At 68.6% G+C, this 19,677-nt stretch carries 14 protein-coding genes; 9 read left to right on the top strand and 5 right to left on the bottom strand.

The window, feature by feature from the left end; genetic code table 11:
* Positions 1–41: 41 nt before the first annotated feature.
* Positions 42–1,457: a M20/M25/M40 family metallo-hydrolase gene (locus tag VGI12_03625; protein HEY2431739.1), complete on the top strand. Its 1,416-nt coding sequence runs from the start codon at positions 42–44 to the stop codon at positions 1,455–1,457.
* A 159-nt stretch (positions 1,458–1,616) separates the two neighbouring features.
* Entirely contained in the window at positions 1,617–2,090 is a 474-nt protein-coding gene (locus tag VGI12_03620; protein HEY2431738.1) for a hypothetical protein, read from the top strand.
* 248 nt (positions 2,091–2,338) lie between these two features.
* Here the strand turns inward: VGI12_03620 and VGI12_03615 are convergent, their stop codons facing one another.
* The 3 genes from VGI12_03615 to VGI12_03605 all read right to left on the bottom strand — a co-directional run bounded on the left by VGI12_03615 (position 2,339) and on the right by VGI12_03605 (position 6,219).
* Entirely contained in the window at positions 2,339–4,171 is a 1,833-nt protein-coding gene (locus VGI12_03615; GenBank protein ID HEY2431737.1) for a TRAP transporter large permease subunit, read from the bottom strand.
* 119 nt (positions 4,172–4,290) lie between these two features.
* Positions 4,291–5,304 (bottom strand): TRAP transporter substrate-binding protein DctP, encoded by a 1,014-nt coding sequence (gene dctP / locus VGI12_03610; protein HEY2431736.1) that lies wholly within the window; start codon positions 5,302–5,304, stop codon positions 4,291–4,293.
* A gap of 9 nt (positions 5,305–5,313) precedes the next feature.
* A complete protein-coding gene (locus tag VGI12_03605; GenBank protein HEY2431735.1) occupies positions 5,314–6,219 on the bottom strand; it encodes a TRAP transporter TatT component family protein in 906 nt (301 codons plus the stop codon).
* Between the two features lie 101 nt (positions 6,220–6,320).
* On the opposite strand from VGI12_03605, the gene VGI12_03600 reads away from it, so the two are divergent.
* The 5 genes from VGI12_03600 to VGI12_03580 all read left to right on the top strand — a co-directional run bounded on the left by VGI12_03600 (position 6,321) and on the right by VGI12_03580 (position 13,822).
* On the top strand, positions 6,321–7,244 hold the full coding sequence (locus VGI12_03600; GenBank protein HEY2431734.1) for a HAMP domain-containing sensor histidine kinase: 924 nt from the start codon (positions 6,321–6,323) through the stop codon (positions 7,242–7,244).
* 20 nt (positions 7,245–7,264) lie between these two features.
* A complete protein-coding gene (locus VGI12_03595) occupies positions 7,265–7,993 on the top strand; it encodes a response regulator transcription factor (GenBank protein HEY2431733.1) in 729 nt (242 codons plus the stop codon).
* Positions 7,990–10,170, top strand: a complete 2,181-nt coding sequence (locus tag VGI12_03590) for a TonB-dependent receptor (GenBank protein HEY2431732.1) — start codon at positions 7,990–7,992, stop codon at positions 10,168–10,170. The genes VGI12_03595 and VGI12_03590 overlap by 4 nt, the downstream gene beginning before the upstream one ends.
* 271 nt (positions 10,171–10,441) lie before the next feature.
* The gene (locus VGI12_03585; GenBank protein HEY2431731.1) at positions 10,442–11,293 is read left to right on the top strand and encodes a TIM barrel protein; all 852 of its coding nucleotides are present in this window, start codon (positions 10,442–10,444) and stop codon (positions 11,291–11,293) included.
* Between the two features lie 93 nt (positions 11,294–11,386).
* Entirely contained in the window at positions 11,387–13,822 is a 2,436-nt protein-coding gene (locus VGI12_03580) for an ABC transporter permease (protein HEY2431730.1), read from the top strand.
* Positions 13,823–13,852: 30 nt separating this feature from the next.
* On the opposite strand, the gene pcnB is transcribed toward VGI12_03580, so the two are convergent.
* A complete protein-coding gene (gene pcnB / locus VGI12_03575) occupies positions 13,853–15,214 on the bottom strand; it encodes a polynucleotide adenylyltransferase PcnB (protein HEY2431729.1) in 1,362 nt (453 codons plus the stop codon).
* Between the two features lie 27 nt (positions 15,215–15,241).
* Here pcnB and VGI12_03570 point away from each other — a divergent pair, with 27 nt between their 5' ends.
* Positions 15,242–16,075 carry a hypothetical protein gene (locus VGI12_03570; protein ID HEY2431728.1) on the top strand — a complete coding sequence of 278 codons (834 nt, stop codon included), beginning with the start codon at positions 15,242–15,244 and terminating at the stop codon, positions 16,073–16,075.
* Positions 16,076–16,106: 31 nt separating this feature from the next.
* Here VGI12_03570 and polA read toward each other — a convergent pair whose 3' ends face one another.
* The gene (gene polA / locus VGI12_03565) at positions 16,107–18,827 is read right to left on the bottom strand and encodes a DNA polymerase I (protein HEY2431727.1); all 2,721 of its coding nucleotides are present in this window, start codon (positions 18,825–18,827) and stop codon (positions 16,107–16,109) included.
* 20 nt (positions 18,828–18,847) lie between these two features.
* On the opposite strand from polA, the gene VGI12_03560 reads away from it, so the two are divergent.
* Complete coding sequence (locus VGI12_03560) at positions 18,848–19,651, top strand: hypothetical protein (GenBank protein HEY2431726.1); 804 nt, start codon at positions 18,848–18,850, stop codon at positions 19,649–19,651.
* The last annotated feature ends 26 nt before the right edge of the window (positions 19,652–19,677 follow it).

Below are 19,677 nucleotides of genomic sequence, written 5' to 3'. Positions count from 1 at the left end.
GAAGGACACGAAGGGACGAAGGGCACGAAGGAGCTGTGCATGTGAGGAACGTCTGGGTCGGCTGCGCGATTGCCATTGTCGGTTCGCTCGCGATGGCGGCGGCGCAGACGGCGTCGCCGGACTGGCGCGCGGTCGAGGACGAGACGATGCGGCATTACCAGGCGCTGCTGCGGCTCGACACGCGCAATCCGCCTGGCAACGAGCACCTCGCGGCTGAGTACCTGAAAGGCGTGCTCGACGGCGAGGGAATTCCCGCCGAGATCCTGGGTAGCGATCCCAATCGTCCGAACCTCGTCGCGCGGCTGAAGGGCAACGGCACGAAGAAGCCGCTGCTCATCATGGGACACACCGATGTCGTCACGGTGGACCCGGCGAAGTGGAAGTACCCGCCGTTCAGCGCGACGCGCGACGGCGGCTACGTCTACGGCCGCGGCACGGTCGACGACAAGGACAACGCCACCGCCGCGCTGATGACGATGATTCTGCTGAAGCGGATGAACGTGCCGCTCGACCGCGACGTCATCTTCGTCGCCGAGGCCGGCGAAGAGGGCGGCGATCCCGTCGGCATCGACTATCTGGTCACGGATCAGTTTGCGAAGATCGAGGCCGAGTACTGCCTGGCAGAAGGCGGCGGCGTCACGCGCAAGGACGGCAAGGTCGCCTACGCAACCATCCAGACGCTCGAGAAGATTCCGCGCCGCATCGAACTGGTCGCCGGCGGCATCTCGGGCCACGGCTCGGTCCCGCTCAAGACCAATCCCGTCGTTCATCTCGCCGGTGCGGTGGCGCGCGTCGGCGACTGGCGTCCGCCGATCCGCCTGAACGAGACGACGGCGGCCTATTTCCAGCGGCTCGCCGAGATCTCGCCGCCCGACGTGGCGCAGCACTACCGCGACGTGCTGTCGAAGGATCCGGCGGTGCAGAGAGCGGCCGACGACTGGCTCTTCGAGCACGAGCCGCGCCATTCGTCGATGCTGAGGACGTCGGCGTCGCCGAACATCATCACCGGCGGATACCGTTTCAACGTGATCCCCTCGCAGGCGACGGCGACGATCGACGTGCGGCTGCTCCCGGACGAGGACCAGGAGGCGTTCCTCGAGCAGGTGAAGAAGGTCGTCGATGATCCGGCCGTCGACGTGAAATACCCGACCGCCGCGATCCGGCCGCCTGGCCGCGAGGCGCGGCTCGACTCCGAGGCCTTCAAGGCGATCGAGGCCGCGGTGACGCGCGTCTACGACACCGTGACGATTCCGACGATGGGGACGGGCGCGACCGATATGGCGCAGCTTCGCGGCAAGGGCGTGCAGTGCTTCGGCATCGGTCCGGCGGTCGACATGGAGGACGGACCGAAGGGTTTCGGCGCCCACAGCGATCAAGAGCGGCTGCTCGAGAGCGAGCTGCATCGCTTCGTCCGCTTCAACTGGGAGATCGTGACCAGCCTGGCGCGGGCGCGCTAGGATCGTCCGTGGCGAGTGCGCACGTCGACAGAGCAGCACTGCGGTTTCCGCCCGGGGCGTTCGTCGCGGCCGGCGGGCTGATTTGTCCGCCGGTGTCGCCACCGGTCTGCTCCGGCGCTTCTTATTCGCGCCGATGACGGCAGCCGCGCAGCCGTTCATATGCCATCAGCGCCCATTGCTCCAGAGACCAACCAGTTTCCGAAGAAGTGTCCGCACTGCGGACGCAAGGCGGAGGGCACCTACGCCGTCGCCGCGGTTCGCGGCCTCGACGCGTACATTGGCGGCTATGCCGTGCCGGTGCTGTTCGACGTGCCGGTCTGCCGCGAGGCGTTCGAGCGCCGGCGCACCGCCGCGGTCGTCGCACTGGCCGTCGTGCTCGTGTCGATCGTCGGCGGAGCGGGACTGGCGATCTGGTTCGCCTTCCACGGTGCCTGGCTGGCGGCGGCGCTCCCGGCGGCCGTCGCCGTGGCGCTTGCGGCCGGCGGCCGCACTGGGTGGGACGCCGCCCTTCTCGACCGGCACATCCTCGGGCTCAGTGCGCGGAGTGTCTCGTCGAGCCAAGCGCGCTTGCGTTTCAGCCGCGGCGAGTACTACGAACAGTGGGCGAAGCTGAATCACGTGAAGCGAACCTAGGCGATCGTGTCGTCGCGGGGACGGAATACGGCGTTGACCTGGTTCGATGGCTCGCCGGCAGAGGTGCGCTCGGCTCGTACGCCCGCACGTCGTGGATACGCGGGTATCGGATTCGCGATCGCAGGCGTTCTCGTGCTGGTGGCCTTCGGAGGCGGTCTGGCGCTCTCTCGATGACCACCGCCCGACGTGTCCGACCGACTATCTCGCCTTCACATACTGACAGCCGACAGCTGCCAATGGCAATGCGCTCAGACTCTCCCCATCCAGTGGAGAATCCCCAGCGTGAGCCATGGCCAATAAGTGATCAGCAGGACACCGATGGCGAGAATGCCAAGCATCGGCAGCGTCGCCCAGGTCACCTCCAGCACCGGCTTCTTGAACCGCACCGACGCGAGCAGCAGGTTCAGCCCGAGTGGCGGGTGCAGGAACCCCAGTTCGAGATTGGCGACGAAGATGATCCCGAGGTGCACGTAGTTGATGCCGTAGATGTCGGCGAGCGGAAGGATCAGCGGCACGACCACGACAATGGCCGAAAAGATGTCCATCAGCGTGCCGACCAGCAGCAGGAACACGTTGAGGAAGAGCAGGAAGACCAGCTTCGAGTGCACGTGCGCCTGCGTCCAGTCGACCAGCGCGCTGGGAATCTGGGCGAAGACGAGATAGTCGGTCAGCCCCGCCGCCACCGCGAGGATCAGCAGCACGCCGCCGACCAGCGCGATGCAGTCCGCCGCGACTCTGAACACGTCCTTCCACGTCGGCAGGTCGCGCGTGACGTAGCGCTGCACGAGCACCGTGTAGAGCGCGGCGATGGGCGCCGTTTCGACCAGCGTGGCGACGCCGCCGACGAACGTGCCGATGACGAAGACCGGCAGGAACAGCTCCCATTTCGCCGTCCAGAGGGCCGCCGTCGCCTCGCGCAGCTGGAACGGCGTCCGCGCGGCGCCGCTGCGGATGCCTTCACGCACCCCGAGCGTGGCGAGGAGTCCCAGCATCAGGAATCCCGGCACCAGCCCGCCGAGGAACAGGTCGTCGATCGGCGCCTTCTGCGAGACGATGCCGTAGAGCATCAGCGGCAGGGACAGCGGAAAGAGCAGGCCCAGCGAACCCGACGCCGTCAGCAGGCCGATCGAGAACCGTTCGCGGTAGCCGCTGGCGACGAGCGCCGGCAGCAGCAGGCCGCCGAGGACGAGAATCGTGATGCCGGAGCCGCCGGTAAAAAGCGTGAAGAACGCACAGAGCGCCGCCGCGGCGATCGCCGTGCCACCAGGCAGCCACCCGACCCAGGCGCGGAACACCCGCAGCAGACGCTCCGACGATTTTCCTTCGGCGAGAAGGAATCCCGAGACCGTGAACAACGGGATGGCGGCGATGCCGGTCGACGTCGTCAGTTCCTGGTAGGCCATCATCGGCAGCGCGATGGGCGGGTTGCCGAGTGTCATCGAGGCGAAGAGAGCGATGCCGCCGAGCAGCGCGAAAATCGGCGCGCCGAGTACGCCGGCGGCCAGGACGAGGATCAGCCATGGCGCCAGCGGGTGGCCTACCAGGCTCGCGCGGCCGTAGTTGAGGGCGAGGCCGGCAACGATCCCGAGCGCCGCGATGGCGCGGCCGGTGACGGTGGGCGAAGCGCGCCAGGCCAGCCGGATCGCGATCAGCGCGAAGCCGACCGGCAGCACGAGGTCCGCAATCCACTCCGGGATCTGCGGTGTGAGCATGTCGCCGGCGGCGCGGTCGCTGGCAACGAGCGCCGCCGCGCCCATCGCGAGCACGGTGCAGATCAGGGCGCCGATCGCCCCTGCGAAGACGTGCGCGATGTCGCCGAGGCGCCCTTTCGGCAGGAATTCGCCGGTGGCCAGCGTCAGGAGCTTGCCGTCGCGCGCGGCGATGGCGGCGCCGAGCATCCCGAGCCACAGGGTCATGGTCGAGACGATGGCGGCTTCGCCCGGGATGGCGGCGTGGAGGAACTTGCGAGCCGCGATCTGGGCGAGCGGCAGCACCATCAGGCCGCCCAGCGCGGCGGCCGCGATACGATTCTCGATCTTTATCCGAAGGGCTTCGCTCCCCGGACTCTCCTGCACGCTCACTCGCGCCCCTCGACTGTCGCTCGGGGTGCCCTGAGCGACGTCGAAGGGCGCGGGCCCCTGGCCCCGCGCCGGCCGCGTGGCTTACTTGCTGCGCTCGCTCCCGTCGCCAGTTTCACTCGCTACTTGCCCTTTGACTTGCGGAACGCGTCGCGCTCCTGGACGGCGATGTCGTAGATGTCGGCCGGCACCATCGAGCCGCGCATCGTCTTGACGAGCTGATCGGCCGCGCCTTGAAACTCGCCGATCGTCTTGGGGTCCAGCGTCGTCACCTGCAGGCCGCGGCTGGTCATGACCTTCACCGACTCAGCGTCCTGCGCCGGCGCCTCGCTGCGCACGCGCGTCTCGAGCGCCTGGGCATCGGTGGTCAGCTTGGCGCGGTCGTCGGCGCTGATTCGGTTCCAGGCGGCCTGCGAGACGAGGAGCGCACCGGTCAGCGGCGCGATCTTCAGATCGAGCATGTACTTCGCGTCGTCGAAAACGCGCAGCGTCATGGCGAGATACGGCGGATAAGGCGCGGTGTCGATCAGGCCGGTGCCCAGCTTGAGCTGCGTCGGCACGTCGGACGGCAGCAGCGGCACCGGGTGGAAGCCGTTGCTGACGTACCACTGGTACCATTTGTCGGCGCCCTTGGTCGTATAGAGCTTGGCGTTCTTGACGTCGGCCAGCGATTTCAGCGGCTTCTTCGAGAAGACCTGCAGCCACCCGGCGGAGCCCCAGCAGACCAGGTGGAACCCCTTGGCGTTCAGCCGCTGCTCGATGACCGGCGTCAGGCGCTTCTCGATCGCCGCTTCCTCGTCGGGCGAGTCGATGAAGAACGGCATCGAGAAAACATTGAACGCCTCGTCGAGCTCGGCCAGACCGACGTTCGACAGGAACGAGGCCTGCAGGATGTCGGCCCGCATCTTCTTGATCGCGGTCGCTTCGTCCCCTTGCTGGCCGCCGGGAAACACGGTCAGCGTCACGCGGCCCGCGGTGTCCTTGTTCCAGGCGTTGCCCATGTCGAGCAAGGCCTTGTGCCAGCTCGTGCCGGCCGGCACGAGGGTCGAGAGCTTGATGTTTTCGGCGCCGGCCGACAGCGTCACGGTGGCGGCGGCGAGCGAGGTCCAGATCAGGAAGCGTTTGACTGCGAACATAGCCTCATTCTATTTGGTGAAGAGCGTGTCGATGTGATCGAGCATCGCCTGCGCGCGGCGCTGCTGCACCAGCGTGATCAGGCGGGTCGACGGGCTTTTCTCAGGGTCGATCGCCAGCGCCTGTTTCAGCAGCGATTCGAACTCCGCGCGATCCTGCGCCGGCATCGAGACGCCGATCGCCAGCGAGACGTAAGGGCCTGGCGCCGCCCCGTTCTGGAGCTCTACGGCCCGTTTGAAATGGACGCGCGCCCGCTCGACCGAGCCGCCGAGCGCCTCGGGCTGGCTGTCGAGCGCGATGAACATCTCGTGGAGCGCACCCTGGTTCCACGTCTCGTCGAGCGCGATCGCCCGTTCGGCCAGCGCGCGGACGGTCGGCAGGTCGATCACCAGCTCCGGCTTGTCGACGCCGAGCGCGATCGCCGAGCCCCACGACGCCGCCATCCAGTACAGGAGCGGGACGTCCGCCTTCTTCGCCGGCTTGAGCGCAGCGACCGGGTCCTTGAGCAGCGCCGGCGTGATCCCGGGGAAGCGCACCTCCATCGCGCGCAGGCAGTAGCCCTTGGCGCGAAGATACAGTTTGAGGGCGCGCGTGTTGAGGTGCGCCACCTCGTCGTGGTGGTTCGTCTCGCCGAGCACGAGCGCCTCGGTTTCGAGATAGGCGACCCCGTATTGCGTGAAATTGCTGCAGGTGGCGATCAGCAGGTCCTTGTTCTTCGGCGCGGAGTCGAGCAGCGATTCGTACAGCTTCAGCCCGAACGGGATGGCCTGGCCGACCAGTTCCGGGTCGTCGTCACGGGTGAACACGTCGCCGCTCGACGCGAGCGTGTTCGCGACCATGCCCACCGCCTTGCGCTGCAACATACCGCAGCCGCCGAGCGCCGCCGCCACCGCCGCGAGGGCCGCAACCCGCCACACCCGTGCCAATTCAGTCCTCCTGCCCGTCCCACCCGGAAAGGCGCAAATCGCGTCCAAAAGGGCGCACGCTATTATGCCTGTCGAACGAGCCAGGAGTGGAAATGACTTATCCTCGGAGCCGGCACGCGATGATCTCGGGACGGCAGCGCAAAGCCATTTTCTTCACAGTCTTCGGGATCTGCCTGGTCGCGGTGGCGGTGACGCTGAACGTCAGCTGGCTGCTCATCAACTGGCGCGAGGGCATGCTGATCGTCTTCGGGTCGATCTTTTTCCTGGTGATCATCGCCGGCATGGTGATCAACACCATCTTCCTGGTCCGCGAGATCCGCCGCAACGAGCAGCACGATTCCTTCATCAACGCCGTGACCCACGAGCTCAAGACGCCGGTCGCCTCGATCCGGCTCCATCTCCAGACGCTGCAGATGCGCGAGCTCGAGGAGGCGAAGCGGCGCGAGTTCTACCGCGTCATGCTCGAAGACAGCGATCGGCTGCTTCACACGATCGATCAGGTGCTGATGGCGGGATCGACCGGATCCATCCTGCGCCGCCGCGGCAGAACAGTCCTCGACCTTGCGCCGATCGCGCGCGAGTGTGTCGCCCTGGCGCGCACGCGTTTTCAGCTCGACCAGCAGGCGCTGCACTACGTGGAGGAGACGCCCAGCGCGATGGTGCTGGGGGACGCCGACGAGCTGAAGGCCGCGGTGTGGAACCTGATCGACAATGCCGTGAAGTACTCGCAGGGCCAGCCGCAGATCAGGGTCGAGCTCGCCGCCGCCGCGCACCTGCGCTACGCCGTTCGGGTCAGCGACCACGGCGTCGGCATCTCGCCGGCCGAGCTGAAGCGTATCTTCAAGCGCTTCTACCGCGTCCCGGCCAGCGTCGCGGTGCGGACGAAAGGCAGCGGCCTCGGACTGTTCATCGTCCGTTCGGTCGCCCGCAACCACGGCGGTCGCGCCTTTGCCGAGAGCGCCGGCCAGGGGCACGGCAGCACGTTCACGATTCTGCTGCCGGGTGCGCCCGCCTAGCCGTCCGGCTGCCCACTGCCATGCGCCATCGCGTCCTCATCGTCGAAGACGAGCAGCACCTCGCCGAAGGGCTGCGCTTCAACCTCGAGGCCGAGGGCTATGACGCGGAAGTCGTCGACACCGGCGAGCGGGCGCTCAGGCGCCTCGAAAGCGCCTCGGTGCCGGTCGACCTGGTCGTGCTGGACGTCATGCTGCCCGACAAAGACGGGTTCGCCGTCGTTTCGGAGCTGCGCGCGGCGCGCAATTTCGTCCCAGTCCTCATCCTGACCGCGCGCGGCCGCCCCGACGACGTGCTGAACGGGTTCGCAGCAGGGGCGGACGACTACCTGCCGAAGCCGACGGAGCTGGCCATCCTGCTGGCGCGGGTCGGCGGCCTGCTCCGCCGCAGCTCCTGGGCGCGCGCCCAGGCGCCAGCCGCGGCCGGGGAGAAGCGGCCCGACCGGTATTCGTTCGGCGGACGTACCATCGATTTCGACCGCCTCGAGCTCACGGTCGGCGAGCGCGTCCTCAACCTGACCCTGATGGAGGCGAATCTTCTGCGGTATCTTATCGAGCATCAGGGCAAGCCAGTCTCGCGGAGAGCCATGCTCGAGCACGTCTGGGGACTTCACGAGGATACCGACACGCGCGCGATCGATAATTTTGTCGTGCGGTTGCGGCGCTACATCGAGGACGAACCCTCCCGGCCGCGCCATCTGCTGACCGTGCGCGGCGTCGGTTACCGATTCAACACCAATCCTGAACCATGATTGCACTCGTTCTGGCACTTGCCGCCGCGCTGCTTCAGCCGGCCGCCACTATCTCCGGGACCGTCAAGGATCCGAGCGGCGCCCCGATGCAGGCCGTTGTCGTGACCGTGACCGCGGCCGGCGTGCGCGCCACCGCCACGACGGCGAGCGACGGCACGTGGTCGGCGACGCTGCCCGCCGGGGCCGCCACCGCGACCATCGCCATCGACGTCCAGGGCTTCGCCCCGGTCCGGCGCGAGGTCGCGCCGTCGGCAACGCCGATCGACATTGCGCTGCGGACCGCCACGATCGCCGAGCAGATCTCGGTGAGCAGCGAGGCCGGGGCCACCCGGCTGTCGGTGCAGAGCAGCGTCACCTCGCTCGATCGATCGACCATCGTCGAGACGCCGGCGCTGCGCCTCGACGACCAGCTGCGCAGCGTACCCGGGTTCAGCCTGTTCCGCCGCACGACGTCGGCAGTCGCCAACCCCACCACGCAGGGCGTCACGCTGCGCGGCATGTCTGCGTCTGGGGCCAGCCGGACCCTCGTGATGGCCGACGACGTGCCGTTGAACGACGCCTTCGGCTCCTGGGTTTACTGGGATCGCGTTCCGATGGCCGCCCTGCAGCGCGTCGAGGTCATCCGCGGCGCGTCCGGGGACCTTCACGGCAACGACGCGCTCGGCGGGGTGATCCAGGTGACGACGCGCACCAGCCAGGGAGGGGAGGCGTGGCTCGAGGGGGGCAACCTCGGCACGTTCCGCGGCTCGTTCTACGGAGCGGTCAACCGGAAGACGTGGATGGCGGGCGCCGCCGCCGAGTCCGGCACCACCGACGGGTTCGTCGTCGTCGCGCCCGAGGCGCGCGGTCCGATCGACGTCAAGGCGGATTCCGATTCGACTTCCGCAACGGGATGGATCGGCGGCGGCCGCGCGGTCCAGGCCACGGTCCGCGGCGGCTACTTCGATGAGAATCGCAACAACGGCACGCCGCTCCAGGTGAACGGTACGATCACGCGCTGGGGCAGCGCCAACGCGCACGGTTTCGTCGGCGGCGGGCTGTGGGAGGCGCGCGGCGACTTCAGCGCCAACAACTACAACCAGAGCTTCAGCGCGGTCACGACCGTCAACGGCGTGGCGCGCGCCGGCGAGCGGCTGACCAATCTGCAATGGGTCGGCTCCAACGCCGGCGGCGGCGCCGTCGACTGGATCCGCCAGGGGAGCCGCGCGCAGGGGATGGTCTCGTTCTCGGAACGCGCGGCACACGCGAACCTCGACGAACAGGCGTTCAGCACGGCGGGCGTCGGCGCCGCGGTCGTGCACACGCCCGCCACCCAGCACGACACCGGGCTCGCGGCGAACGGGCAGCTCACGCTGACGCCGCGGATCGTGCTGAGCGCCGGCGCGCGCGCCGCCTGGTGGACGCTCACCAATCCCGGCGGCCTCGGCACCGTGCAGGATCGTTTCTTCTTCCAGCCTCGTGTCGCGGCGACGATCGACGCCGGCAGCGGCCAGACCGTCCGCCTCTCGTGGCTGAGCGGCTTCCGCACGCCGACGATCAACGAGCTGTTCCGATCGTTCCGCGTCGGCAACACGCTGACGCAGGCCAACAGCGCGCTGAAGCCCGAGGAGTCGTGGGGCCCGGAGGCGGCTTACACGATCACCCATGCGGACTGGACGGCGCGGGCGATCTTCTACGCGACCCGCCTCGACAACGCCATCTACAACCGCACGATCACGGCCACGGCGTCGGCGATCACCCGTCAGCGCGACAACGCCAGCGCACGGGCGATCGGCTCCGAGATCGAGTTCGAATGGCGACTCGGAGGCCTGCTGAGCGCCACCTCGTCGTGGGCGTTCAACGATTCGCAGTTCACCCAGGCCGAGCTCGACGGCAACCGCGTGCCGCAGGTGCCCAAGGCGGCGGGCTCGGTCGGCCTTCGCGCGGCGCACCAGGCGTGGAGCGCGTCGCTCAGCGTCAGGGTCTTCGGCCAGCAGTTCGACGACGATCAAAACCAGTTCATCCTCAGGTCGGGCTCGCTGACCGATGCGCGTGCCGCGCTGCGTCTCTCGCGTCACGGCGAACTGTTCTTTGCGATCGAGAACGCCTTCGACAACGAGATCGACACCGGGCTGACGCCCATCCGCACGATCGGCGCACCGCGGCAGGCTCGCGGTGGGCTCATTGTTCATTTCTGAGGGGCCTTCGTTATTGTCTGAGGGGCTTCGCCCCTCAGACTCCCCGGCACGCTCTATAGCGCGCCGCTTCGCCGGCGCGCTACGTTCGCGTGGCTCGCTTCGCTGCGCTCGCTCGCGTAGGTCGCATCGGGCTCCGGCTCGCTCGCGTAGGTCGCATCGGGCTCCGGCTCGCTCGTGTAGGTCGCATCGCTCCGGGCTCGCTCGGCGCGAGTTCGCCTGACTCATTTGCGGTACAGTGCCGCCGCGGGGAGGCTCATCTATGGAACGACGGATGTTTCTCGGAACGCTGGCCGCTTCACTGGTGGCCGGTGCGATCACCGATGCGCAGCCGCAGCCGGCGCCCAGGCGCTCGGGACGGTTGAGGCAGGGCGTCACGCGCGGCGTCTTCGGCCGCAATAACTGGACGCTGGACGACTGCTGCCGCGAGGCGGCGAAGCTCGGGATCGAGGGGTTCGATCTGATCGGACCTGCTGACTGGCCGACGCTGAAGAAGCACGGTCTCGTTCCGTCGATGTACCCGGGTGGCCCCGGCGGCACGATCCCGATCGGGCCCAGCCACAAGGACACGCATGCCGAGTTGATTCCGAAGATGCACGCGGCCATCGACGAGGCCGCCGCCAACGGCGTGCCCAACATCATCGTCCTCGGCGGCGAGAAGCGCGGCATCTCCTACGAAGAGGGAGCCGACAACTGCGCCACGTACCTCGATGCGGTGAAAGCGCACGCCGAGGACAAGGGCGTGACCCTGTGCTTCGAGTACCTGAACAGTAAAGTGAATCACAAGGACTACGTCTTCGACCACATCGCCTGGGGCGTCGACGTGATGACGCGCGTGAACTCGCCGCGCGTCAAGATCCTCTACGACATCTACCACGCCCAGATCATGGACGGCGACATTGCCAGGAACGTCCGGGATCACATCCAGTGGATCGGCCATTTCCACACCGGCGGCAACCCCGGACGGCACGAGATCGACGACACGCAGGAGCTGAACTACCGCTTCGTGATGACGGCGATCGCGGATCTGGGTTACACCGGCTTCGTCTCACACGAGTACTCGCCGACGCAGGGGCACGATCCGCTTGTCGAACTCCAGCGCGCGATGGCGATCTGCACCGTCTAGCAGCAGGGACGAGGGCCGGGACGAAAGATCGATTGCCAATCCGGCGGTGGCGGCGTATATCTCTGTTGTCGACATTCTACAAGAGAGCTGCCAATGTTGAACGATATTCGCCTGGCGCTGCGCACCCTGCCGCGGACGCCCGCCTACACCGCGGCCTTCGTCCTGACCCTCGGTCTCGGCATCGGCGCCAACGCCGCCATTTTCAGTGTCATCAACGGCGTGCTGCTACGGCCGCTGCCGTACCCCGACGCCGACCGCATCATGCACCTGCGCCAGCCGCAGCTCGCCGCCGGCGTCGACGACACGAGCTTTTCGTTCACCGAGGTCGCGGACTATCGCCGCGAGTCGCGCACCATCGACCAGTTCGTCGAGTTCGGCGACTGGACGTTCAACGTGATCGGCCGCGGCGACGCGCAGCGCGCCACCGGTGGGCTGGTGACGTCGAACTTCTTTCCGATGCTCGGCGCCCGCCCGCAGCTCGGCCGCCTGCTGCTGGCCGCCGACGACGCCCGTTCCGCGCCGCCGGTGGTCGTGCTGACCGACGCCTACTGGCGCCGCGTCTTTGGCGCGGATCCGGCCGTGATCGGGCAGATGCTCGATCTCACGGTCAAGAAGGCGCAGATCGTCGGCGTGCTCGCGCCGGGCGCGCACTACGCGACGCAGCGCCGCCAGGACTTCTACGTCAACTACTCGGCGAACGATCACTACCAGAGCGCGTCGATGGAGAAGCAGCGCTCGCACCGGATGACCGACGTTTTCGCGCGGCTCGCGCCGGGGGCGTCACCGGCGGCGGCGCAGGCCGAACTGCGGCAAATCGCCCTGCGGATGCACGAGACTTATCCTGACGAGTACCCGAAGTCGAGCGGCTTCGACACCGTCGTGACGCCGTGGAAGGACGAGCTGACCGCGAAGGCGAGGCCGACGCTCGTCGCGCTGCTCGTCACGACCGTCTTCGTCCTGATCATCGCCTGCGCCAACGTTGCCAACCTGACGTTGACACGGCTCCTGCAGCGCGATCGCGAGCTGGCGGTGCGCACCGCGCTCGGCGCCGGCGGGTGGGTGCTGCGGCGGCAGCTGCTCGCCGAGCACCTCGTCCTGTCGGTCCTCGGCGGTGCGCTGGGACTCGGCCTGGCGATCGCCTGCCTGAACCTGCTCGTCCGCTACACGGCGCGCTTCACCAGCCGCACCGGCGAGATCGCGCTCGACGGCCGTGTCCTCGGCTTCACGTTCCTCGTGTCGATCGGGACGGCGCTGCTCTTCGCGGCGGCGCCGCGCCTGTCGTTTCTGAGCGATCCGGCGCGGATGATGGCGGGTGCCGGCGGACGTGTCGCCGGAAGCCGCGGCCGGCGGCGCACCCAGCGGGTGCTCGTGGTCAGCCAGCTGGCCGTCTCATTCATGCTGCTCGTCGGCGCGGGCCTGCTGACGCGCAGTCTCTCTCGCCTCTACGCGATCGATCCGGGGTTCAACCTGTCGAACGTGCTCAGCCTGCAGGCGCCCGACTTCCGTCAGCCGAACCGCGACCGGCGCCAGCAGTTTTCGCGCGACGTCATCGAGCGGGTCGGCGCCGAACCAGGCGTGCAGGGGGCGGCGATGACCTCGGCGGCGCCACTCGCCGGGTCGTTTCCCCAGCAGCAGACGTTTCGCATCGACGGCGCCGACGCCGATGCGCTGGCGGCCCCGCCCCGCACCGTCAGCCGCGTGGTCAGCGCCGCCTACTTCTCGACGGTGGGCACACCGATCAAGCTGGGCCGGGCCTTCGCGGCATCGGACCGTGCCGCATCGACACCGGTGGTCGTCCTCAGCGAGTCGATGGCGAAGTACTACCTGAAGGACGTCAATCCCGTCGGCCGGCACATCAGCTGGCAGGGCCTCAACGGCGCGTGGACGACGCCCGCCGAGATCGTCGGCGTGGCGGCCGACACGCGTGCCGACGGTCTCACGTCGGCGCCGCTGCAGACGCTCTACCAGCTCGACACGCAGTCGCCGTTCGCACCGACGACAATCCTGGTGCGCTCGGCTGGCGCGTTCGATCGCCTCGCGCCGCGCCTGGTCGAGATGATCCGACAGCTCGACCCCGACCGGCCCATCGATCACGTGCAGACGCTGGAGGAGATTCGCGACGAGACGATCGCTCCCGAGCGGTTGAACGCGACGCTCGTCGACCTGTTCGCGCTGCTCGCGCTGGCGATCGCGACGGTTGGCGTCGCCGGCGTGCTCGGGTTCTCGGTCAGTCAGCGCACCAACGAGCTCGGCATCCGCCTCGCGCTCGGCGCGCATCGGCGCTCCATCCTGGTCATGATCCTTGGCGAAGGCGTCGCGATGGCGATCGTCGGACTCGTGGTGGGAGGGCTCGCGGCGATCCCGCTGTCGCGTCTCCTCGCGGGCCTGCTCTACGGCGTCGAGCCGGCGGATCCGGCGACGATGGCCGCCGCCGCGGTTCTGCTTCTGAGCGTTGCGATCGTGGCCGCCTGGATTCCGGCGCGGGCCGCCACCGCGGTCGATCCCTTGACGGCGCTGCGAAGCATGTGAGGCAGACCCGCAACGTCTGCGCGGCGACGCCTACGTCCGGCCAGCGGACGGAAACCGCCGCCGCCGTCGCCGCCGCTTCCGTGGGAGCGGCCGGTCGGTCGACGCCTCGCGGTTGCCGTCCGTGTCGGCCGGCGGGGACGCCGACGGCTCGGCCTGCAGCGATCGCCAGTGCTGCAGCAGATCCGGACGGCCGCCGTGGATCTCCAGCCAGGTGAGCGCGTCTTCCAGCACGTGTCGGTGCAGCACGGCGCGCTGCGCGCGGTAGGGAGCACGCAGGTCGTGCAGCCGGGGCTGGATCGCCAGGATCTGGTGGAGCCGCTCGATGTCGCGGCGCGGCATCGGCAGCACGCCGAGTTCGATGCGGCGCTCGAGCGCGTCGGCGTGAAAGCCGCGCGGACCCGCGAGGCCGAGCGGCACCAGCAGCGTGCCGGCGAGGATGGCGTTGGTCAGCGTGTCGGGCGCCGCCGCGAAACGACGGCGATACTGATCCAGCCGCGCCACCGATTCCCACAGCGCCTCGTTCGCCGCGTCGAGCTCGGGCGTGACCGCGCCGAGCAGCTTCGTCGCCTTCAGCATGCGGAGGCTGTTCTCGGCGAAGCCGGATCGCAGGATTTTGAAGTATTCCTCCACCAATCGTGCCGACGCGGCTCGCGCAATCTCGTGGCGGTGGACCTCGATCGCTTCCAGAATCGGCTCGTCGATGCGGAAGTCGAGACGGGCGGCAAACACCACCGCCCGCATCATGCGGACCGGATCCTCGAGAAAGCGGACGCCGGGATCGCCGATCGACCGGATCAGCCGCCGCTCGAGGTCCTCGAGGCCGCCGACGTAGTCGATCAGGGAGAACGTGGCGATGTCGTAGAACAGCGCGTTGATCGTGAAATCGCGCCGGAAGGCGTCCTCCTCCGCGGTCCCGAACGTGTTGTCGCGGTGGATCAGCCGGTCGTGGGCGCGGACGTGCGCCAGGTGGGTGCCCTCGGCCTGCACCTGCTCCTCGAACGGGGCGTCGGCGGGGACCGGCGCGTCCGGCGCGGCCTCGAGCGCCTGGTCCGACTCGGCTCCGTCAGCTGGCAGCTCCAACGGGTCGACCTGACGGCGGAATGTGGCCACCTCGATCGTCTTGGGTCCGAATTTGACGTGGGCGAGGCGGAAGCGCCGGCCGATGATCCAGCAGTTTCGGAAGAGTTTCTTGATTTGGTGCGGATGCGCCGAGGTGCCGACGTCGAAGTCCTTGGGGCGCCGGCCGAGCAGCAGGTCACGAACGCTACCGCCGACGAGATAGGCCGCAAAGCCGTGCTCGTGCAGGCGGTAAAGGACCTTGAGCGCGTCCTGGTCGATGTCGCGGCGGGAAACCGAGTGCTCGGTTCGCGCGACGATGGTCGGTTCCACCATCCGCCGACGATTATAATGCGAAGGATCGTGGCGACAGTTGCGCGCCCCTCCGTGCTCTTCGCCTTCCTGCTGGTGGTGGCGCTTCTGGTGGTTGCCGGACCGGCCGCCGCGGCGTCCAGCCGCAAGCAGGATCCGCTCGCCGCAGCCCGCCAGTTCTACAATCTCGGCCAGTACGAGCAGGCCATCGCCGCCGCCCAGGAGGCGGCCACCCATCCCGCCGCAGCCGGGTCGGCCCGCCTGATCATGGCGAGAAGCCGCCTGGAACGCTACCGGACCACCGCCGCGCCGGGCGATCTCGACGACGCGCGGGCCGACTTGCGGGCCGTCGACCCGTTACAGCTCGAGGCGCGCGAGCGCATCGAGCTGCAGGTCGGCCTGGGCGAGCTGTTCTATCTGGAAGAGCGGTTTGGCGCGGCCGCGGAGCTGCTCGCGCCGGTGATCGAGCGGACGGCGTCGCAGGCCCCCGACGCCCACGTCCGGGCCCTCGATTGGTGGGCTAGTGCCGTAGATCGCCAGGCGCAGGCGTTGCCGGCGTCCGACCGGGCGCCCATGTATACGCGGCTCATCGCGCGCATGGAGGAGGAGCTGCGTCGCGAGCCGGGATCGCCGGCGGCGGCGTACTGGATCGCCGCCGCGGCACGCGCGTCGGGCGACCTCGATCGCGCCTGGTCGGCGGCAATGGCCGGCTGGGTGAGCGCGACGCTCGCGCGCGACCGGGGCGTCGCGCTGCGCGCCGATCTCGACAAGCTGGTGACCGAGGGGATCATTCCCGATCGCGCCGGCCGGGCGCCGGCGCAGGAGCGCCGTCAGACCGTCGCCGCGCTCGCGGCGGAATGGGAGACCTTCAAGAGCGGCTGGTAGCTGAGTAGCTACCGACTGCGGCGGATGGCGGCTACGTCTTCGCTTCCTTCCAGTTGTCTCCGGCGCCGACGTCGACGGTCAGCGGCACGTTCAGCTTGACCGCGCCTTCCATCAGCTCGCGGACCGCGGCCGACGTTTCGTCGAGCGCTTCGCGCGGCGTCTCGAACAGCAGCTCGTCGTGGACGGTGAGGATCATGCGCGCGCGTCCGCCGGCGACCTTCGGTAGACCGGCGTGCACGTCGATCATGGCCTTCTTCAGGATGTCGGCGGCCGAGCCCTGGATCGGCATGTTGACCGCCATGCGCTCGGCGGCGGAGCGGACCTGGAAATTGCGGCTGGTCAGTTCCGGCACCAGTCGCCGGCGGCCGAACATCGTCTTGACGACGCCGGACTGGCGGCCGTCGTCGAGCGTGCGATCGATGAAGGCGCGGACGTTGGGGAATCCGGCGAAATAGGAATCGATGAACTTCTGCGCCTCGTCCGTCGTCACGCCGATGTCTTTCGAGAGCGTGAAGGCCGACTTGCCGTAGAGCAGCGCGTAGTTGACCATCTTGGCGATGCTGCGCAGCTGGTGCGGATCCCTGCCGGAGCCGGCGCCGAAGATCTTGAGAGCGGTGCGTTCGTGGAAGTCGGCCCCCTCACGGAACGCGGCGACGAGCACCGGATCCTCGGAGAGGTGCGCCAGCACCCGGAACTCGATCTGGGAGTAGTCGGCGGAGACGAGCACGTAGCCCGGGTCGGCAATGAAGGCGCCGCGGATCTCGCGTCCGAGCTCGGTCTTGATCGGGATGTTCTGCAGGTTGGGGTCGCTGCTCGACAGGCGCCCGGTGGCGGCGACGGCCTGGTTGAAGCAGGTGTGGACGCGGCCGGTCTCGGGGTTGACGAGCTGCGGCAACGCGTCGATGTAGGTCCCCTTCAATTTCATCAGCGACCGCCACTCGAGGATCAGCCGCGGCAGATCGTGCGCGAGCGCCAGCTCCTCGAGCACTTCCACCGCGGTGGAGGGCGCCTTCGACGCGCCGGTCCGCTTCAACACCGGCAGCTGCAGCTTGTCGAACAGCACCTCGGCGAGCTGCTTCGGCGAGTTGATGTTGAACTCGCCGCCGGCGACCGCGTAAATCTCGCGCGATCGACGCGCGATGTCCTGATCGAGGCGCTGCGACTGCGCCGCCAGTTTGGGGCCGTCGATGCGGACGCCGGCGCGCTCGACGTCGACGAGGACGGGGATGAGGGGCCGTTCCAGCTCGGTGTAGACGCGCAGCAGGTCTTCCTTGGCGAGCAGGGCGCCGAAGATCGGCGCGAGCTGTCCGACCAGATCGGCCCGCTCGGCCGCGAAGGTCAGCAGGACGTCGGGCGGCACGTCGGCGTAGGAGATCGCCTTGGCGCCGCGCCCGCACACGTCCTCCTCCGCCAGCGCCTTGTAGCTGACGTGCTCCAGCGAAAGCTCCTCGAGTCTGTGCTCGGCGCGCGTCGCGTCGACCAGATAGCTCGTCAGCATGGTGTCCGTATCGAGGCCGCGCAGCGTGACGCCGTGGCGCAGCAGCATGATCGCGTCGAACTTCAGGTCGTGCCCCTGCTTGCGGATCGCCGGATCCTCGAGGAGGGGCCGCAGGATCCCGAGCGCGCTCCGGATCGCGATCGACGGCACGGCCGCCGGCGTGTCGACCAGATTCGGGGCCGGGGTGTGGTGACCGGTCGGCACGTAGTCGGCGTCGCGCGGCGCCGCCGAGAACGCCAGCCCGACGATGCCGGCCCGCATCGCGGAGGGGGCGTCGGGAAGGATCGCCATCGAGAAGGCGCCGGCGGCGCGCAGGCGATCGGCGAGTTCGCGGACATCGTCCTCGGTCGCGGCGATGCGATAGCGTTTGACGATCGTGTCGGCAGTCGGCGCGTACTCGCCGACGAAGGCGCGGAAGCCGAGTTCGTTGAAGATCTGGAAGCAGCGCTCGCGGGTGGCGCCGCGATAGCGGGCCGCGTCGGCGTCGAAGGTCACCGGCACGTCGGTTCGGATGCGTGCGAGCACCTGGCTCTGACGCGCGTCATCGGCGTGCCCCTGCAGCCCTTCGCGGTAACGCTTGTTCTTGATCTCGCCGGCGTGCGCGAGCAGGTTCTCGAGCGTGCCGTACTGGGCGATCAGCTCGCGCGCCCCCTTGTCGCCGATGCCGGGGACCCCCTTGATGTTGTCGATGGTGTCGCCCATCAGCGCCAGCACGTCGACGACCTGGTGCGGCGCGACGCCGAACTTCTCCTGGACGCCGGCCGCGTCGTACCAGGTCCCTTCCTCTTTCGGGTTGTAGACCTGGATGCCGGGGCGCACGAGCTGAAAGAAGTCCTTGTCGCCGGTGACGATCACCACCTCGAAACCGGCGGCGGCCGCCTGCTCCGCCAGCGTCCCGATCACGTCGTCGGCCTCGTAGCGCTCCGAGGTGAGGATCGGCACGCCGAGCGCTTCACACGCGGCGTGCACCATCGGAATCTGCTCGGCGAGCTCGTCCGGCATCGGCGCGCGGTTCGCCTTGTAGTCCGAGACCAGATCGTCGCGGAAGGTGCGGCCCGGCAGGTCGAACGACGCCGCGATGTAGTCGGGGCGCTGCTCGTTGAGCAGCTTTCGCAGCATCGTCACGAAGATGTAGACGGCGTTGGTCGGCCGTCCCTGCGCGTTGCGGAGGAATCCGCCTTCGGCCGTGCGCACCGGCGCGTGATAGGCGCGGTACATCTGGGAACTGCCGTCGATCAGGAAGAGACGCAACATTTAATTGTATCATTCGCGTGATGCATTCACGGACGCGCGCGGCCCTGCTCGCCATCGTGTTGGCGGCAGCAGCCGCCGCGGCGTGCGGCATGCCCAGCCCGCTCGGCCCCGACTACGAATACGAGGAAGATCTGACGCTGAGCATGGACGGCTCGGCGACGCTGGACGTCAACGCTTCGGTGCTCGCGCTCGACGCCCTCAAGGGACTGACGCTGCCGCCCGACGTCAACGCGCGGACCGACGACCTGCGCGATCGGGTGCGCGCACTCTACGAGTCGCCGTACGCCGGCGTCGGCCGCATCAGTACCTGGACGCGCCGCGGCCACCGCTTCGTCGGCATCCGGCTCACCGTGCCCGACATTCGCGCGCTGCCGAAGGCGCCGCAGTTCGCGTGGGCGAAGTACGCACTGAGTCCCGATGGCGAACTGGTCGCCTTCCGGGAGACGCTTTCGAAGCCGCCGCCGCCCGGCGTCACGCTGCCGCCGTGGCGCGGCGACGAGCTCGTCGCGTTCCGCGTGCACCTGCCGGCGCGCATCCGTTTCCAGAACTCGCGCTATCTCGACGGCGGCGGCACGCGTCCCGCCTCGCGCGGCAACATCGTCACCTGGGAGCAGCGGCTGCAGCAGCGGATCGAGGGCAAGCCGATCGCCTACGCCGAGGACCGGACGCCCGACGTGATGGAAGTGCGGATGGACCGCGAGTCGATCCTCTACCGCACGCTCTGGCTCTTCGGCATCGCCTTCGCCGCCGCGCTGCTCGTCCTCGCCGGCCTCATCTGGCTGACGATGCGGCGAGGGCGTGACGAAGTCTCTAGGCCGCAATAGGCCTGCGGCGGCGGTCACGCACGTAC

The organism is Vicinamibacterales bacterium, assembly GCA_036496585.1.
In the GTDB taxonomy this organism is placed as follows: Bacteria; Acidobacteriota; Vicinamibacteria; order Vicinamibacterales; family 2-12-FULL-66-21; genus JAICSD01.
The sequence above is the reverse complement of the archived record's forward strand: the minus strand, read 5'-3'. Positions and strand labels throughout refer to the sequence as shown.

Excerpts from the sequence above, each read along its gene's own strand:
- VGI12_03560 (HEY2431726.1), top strand. The coding sequence starts at position 18,848 with ATGCATTCACGGACGCGCGCGGCCCTGCTCGCCATCGTGTTGGCGGCA.
- VGI12_03590 (HEY2431732.1), top strand. The coding sequence starts at position 7,990 with ATGATTGCACTCGTTCTGGCACTTGCCGCCGCGCTGCTTCAGCCGGCC.
- VGI12_03600 (HEY2431734.1), top strand. The coding sequence starts at position 6,321 with ATGACTTATCCTCGGAGCCGGCACGCGATGATCTCGGGACGGCAGCGC.
- pcnB (HEY2431729.1), bottom strand. The coding sequence starts at position 15,214 with ATGGTGGAACCGACCATCGTCGCGCGAACCGAGCACTCGGTTTCCCGC.
- VGI12_03580 (HEY2431730.1), top strand. The coding sequence starts at position 11,387 with ATGTTGAACGATATTCGCCTGGCGCTGCGCACCCTGCCGCGGACGCCC.
- polA (HEY2431727.1), bottom strand. The coding sequence starts at position 18,827 with ATGTTGCGTCTCTTCCTGATCGACGGCAGTTCCCAGATGTACCGCGCC.
- dctP (HEY2431736.1), bottom strand. The coding sequence starts at position 5,304 with ATGTTCGCAGTCAAACGCTTCCTGATCTGGACCTCGCTCGCCGCCGCC.
- VGI12_03620 (HEY2431738.1), top strand. The coding sequence starts at position 1,617 with ATGCCATCAGCGCCCATTGCTCCAGAGACCAACCAGTTTCCGAAGAAG.
- VGI12_03595 (HEY2431733.1), top strand. The coding sequence starts at position 7,265 with ATGCGCCATCGCGTCCTCATCGTCGAAGACGAGCAGCACCTCGCCGAA.
- VGI12_03585 (HEY2431731.1), top strand. The coding sequence starts at position 10,442 with ATGTTTCTCGGAACGCTGGCCGCTTCACTGGTGGCCGGTGCGATCACC.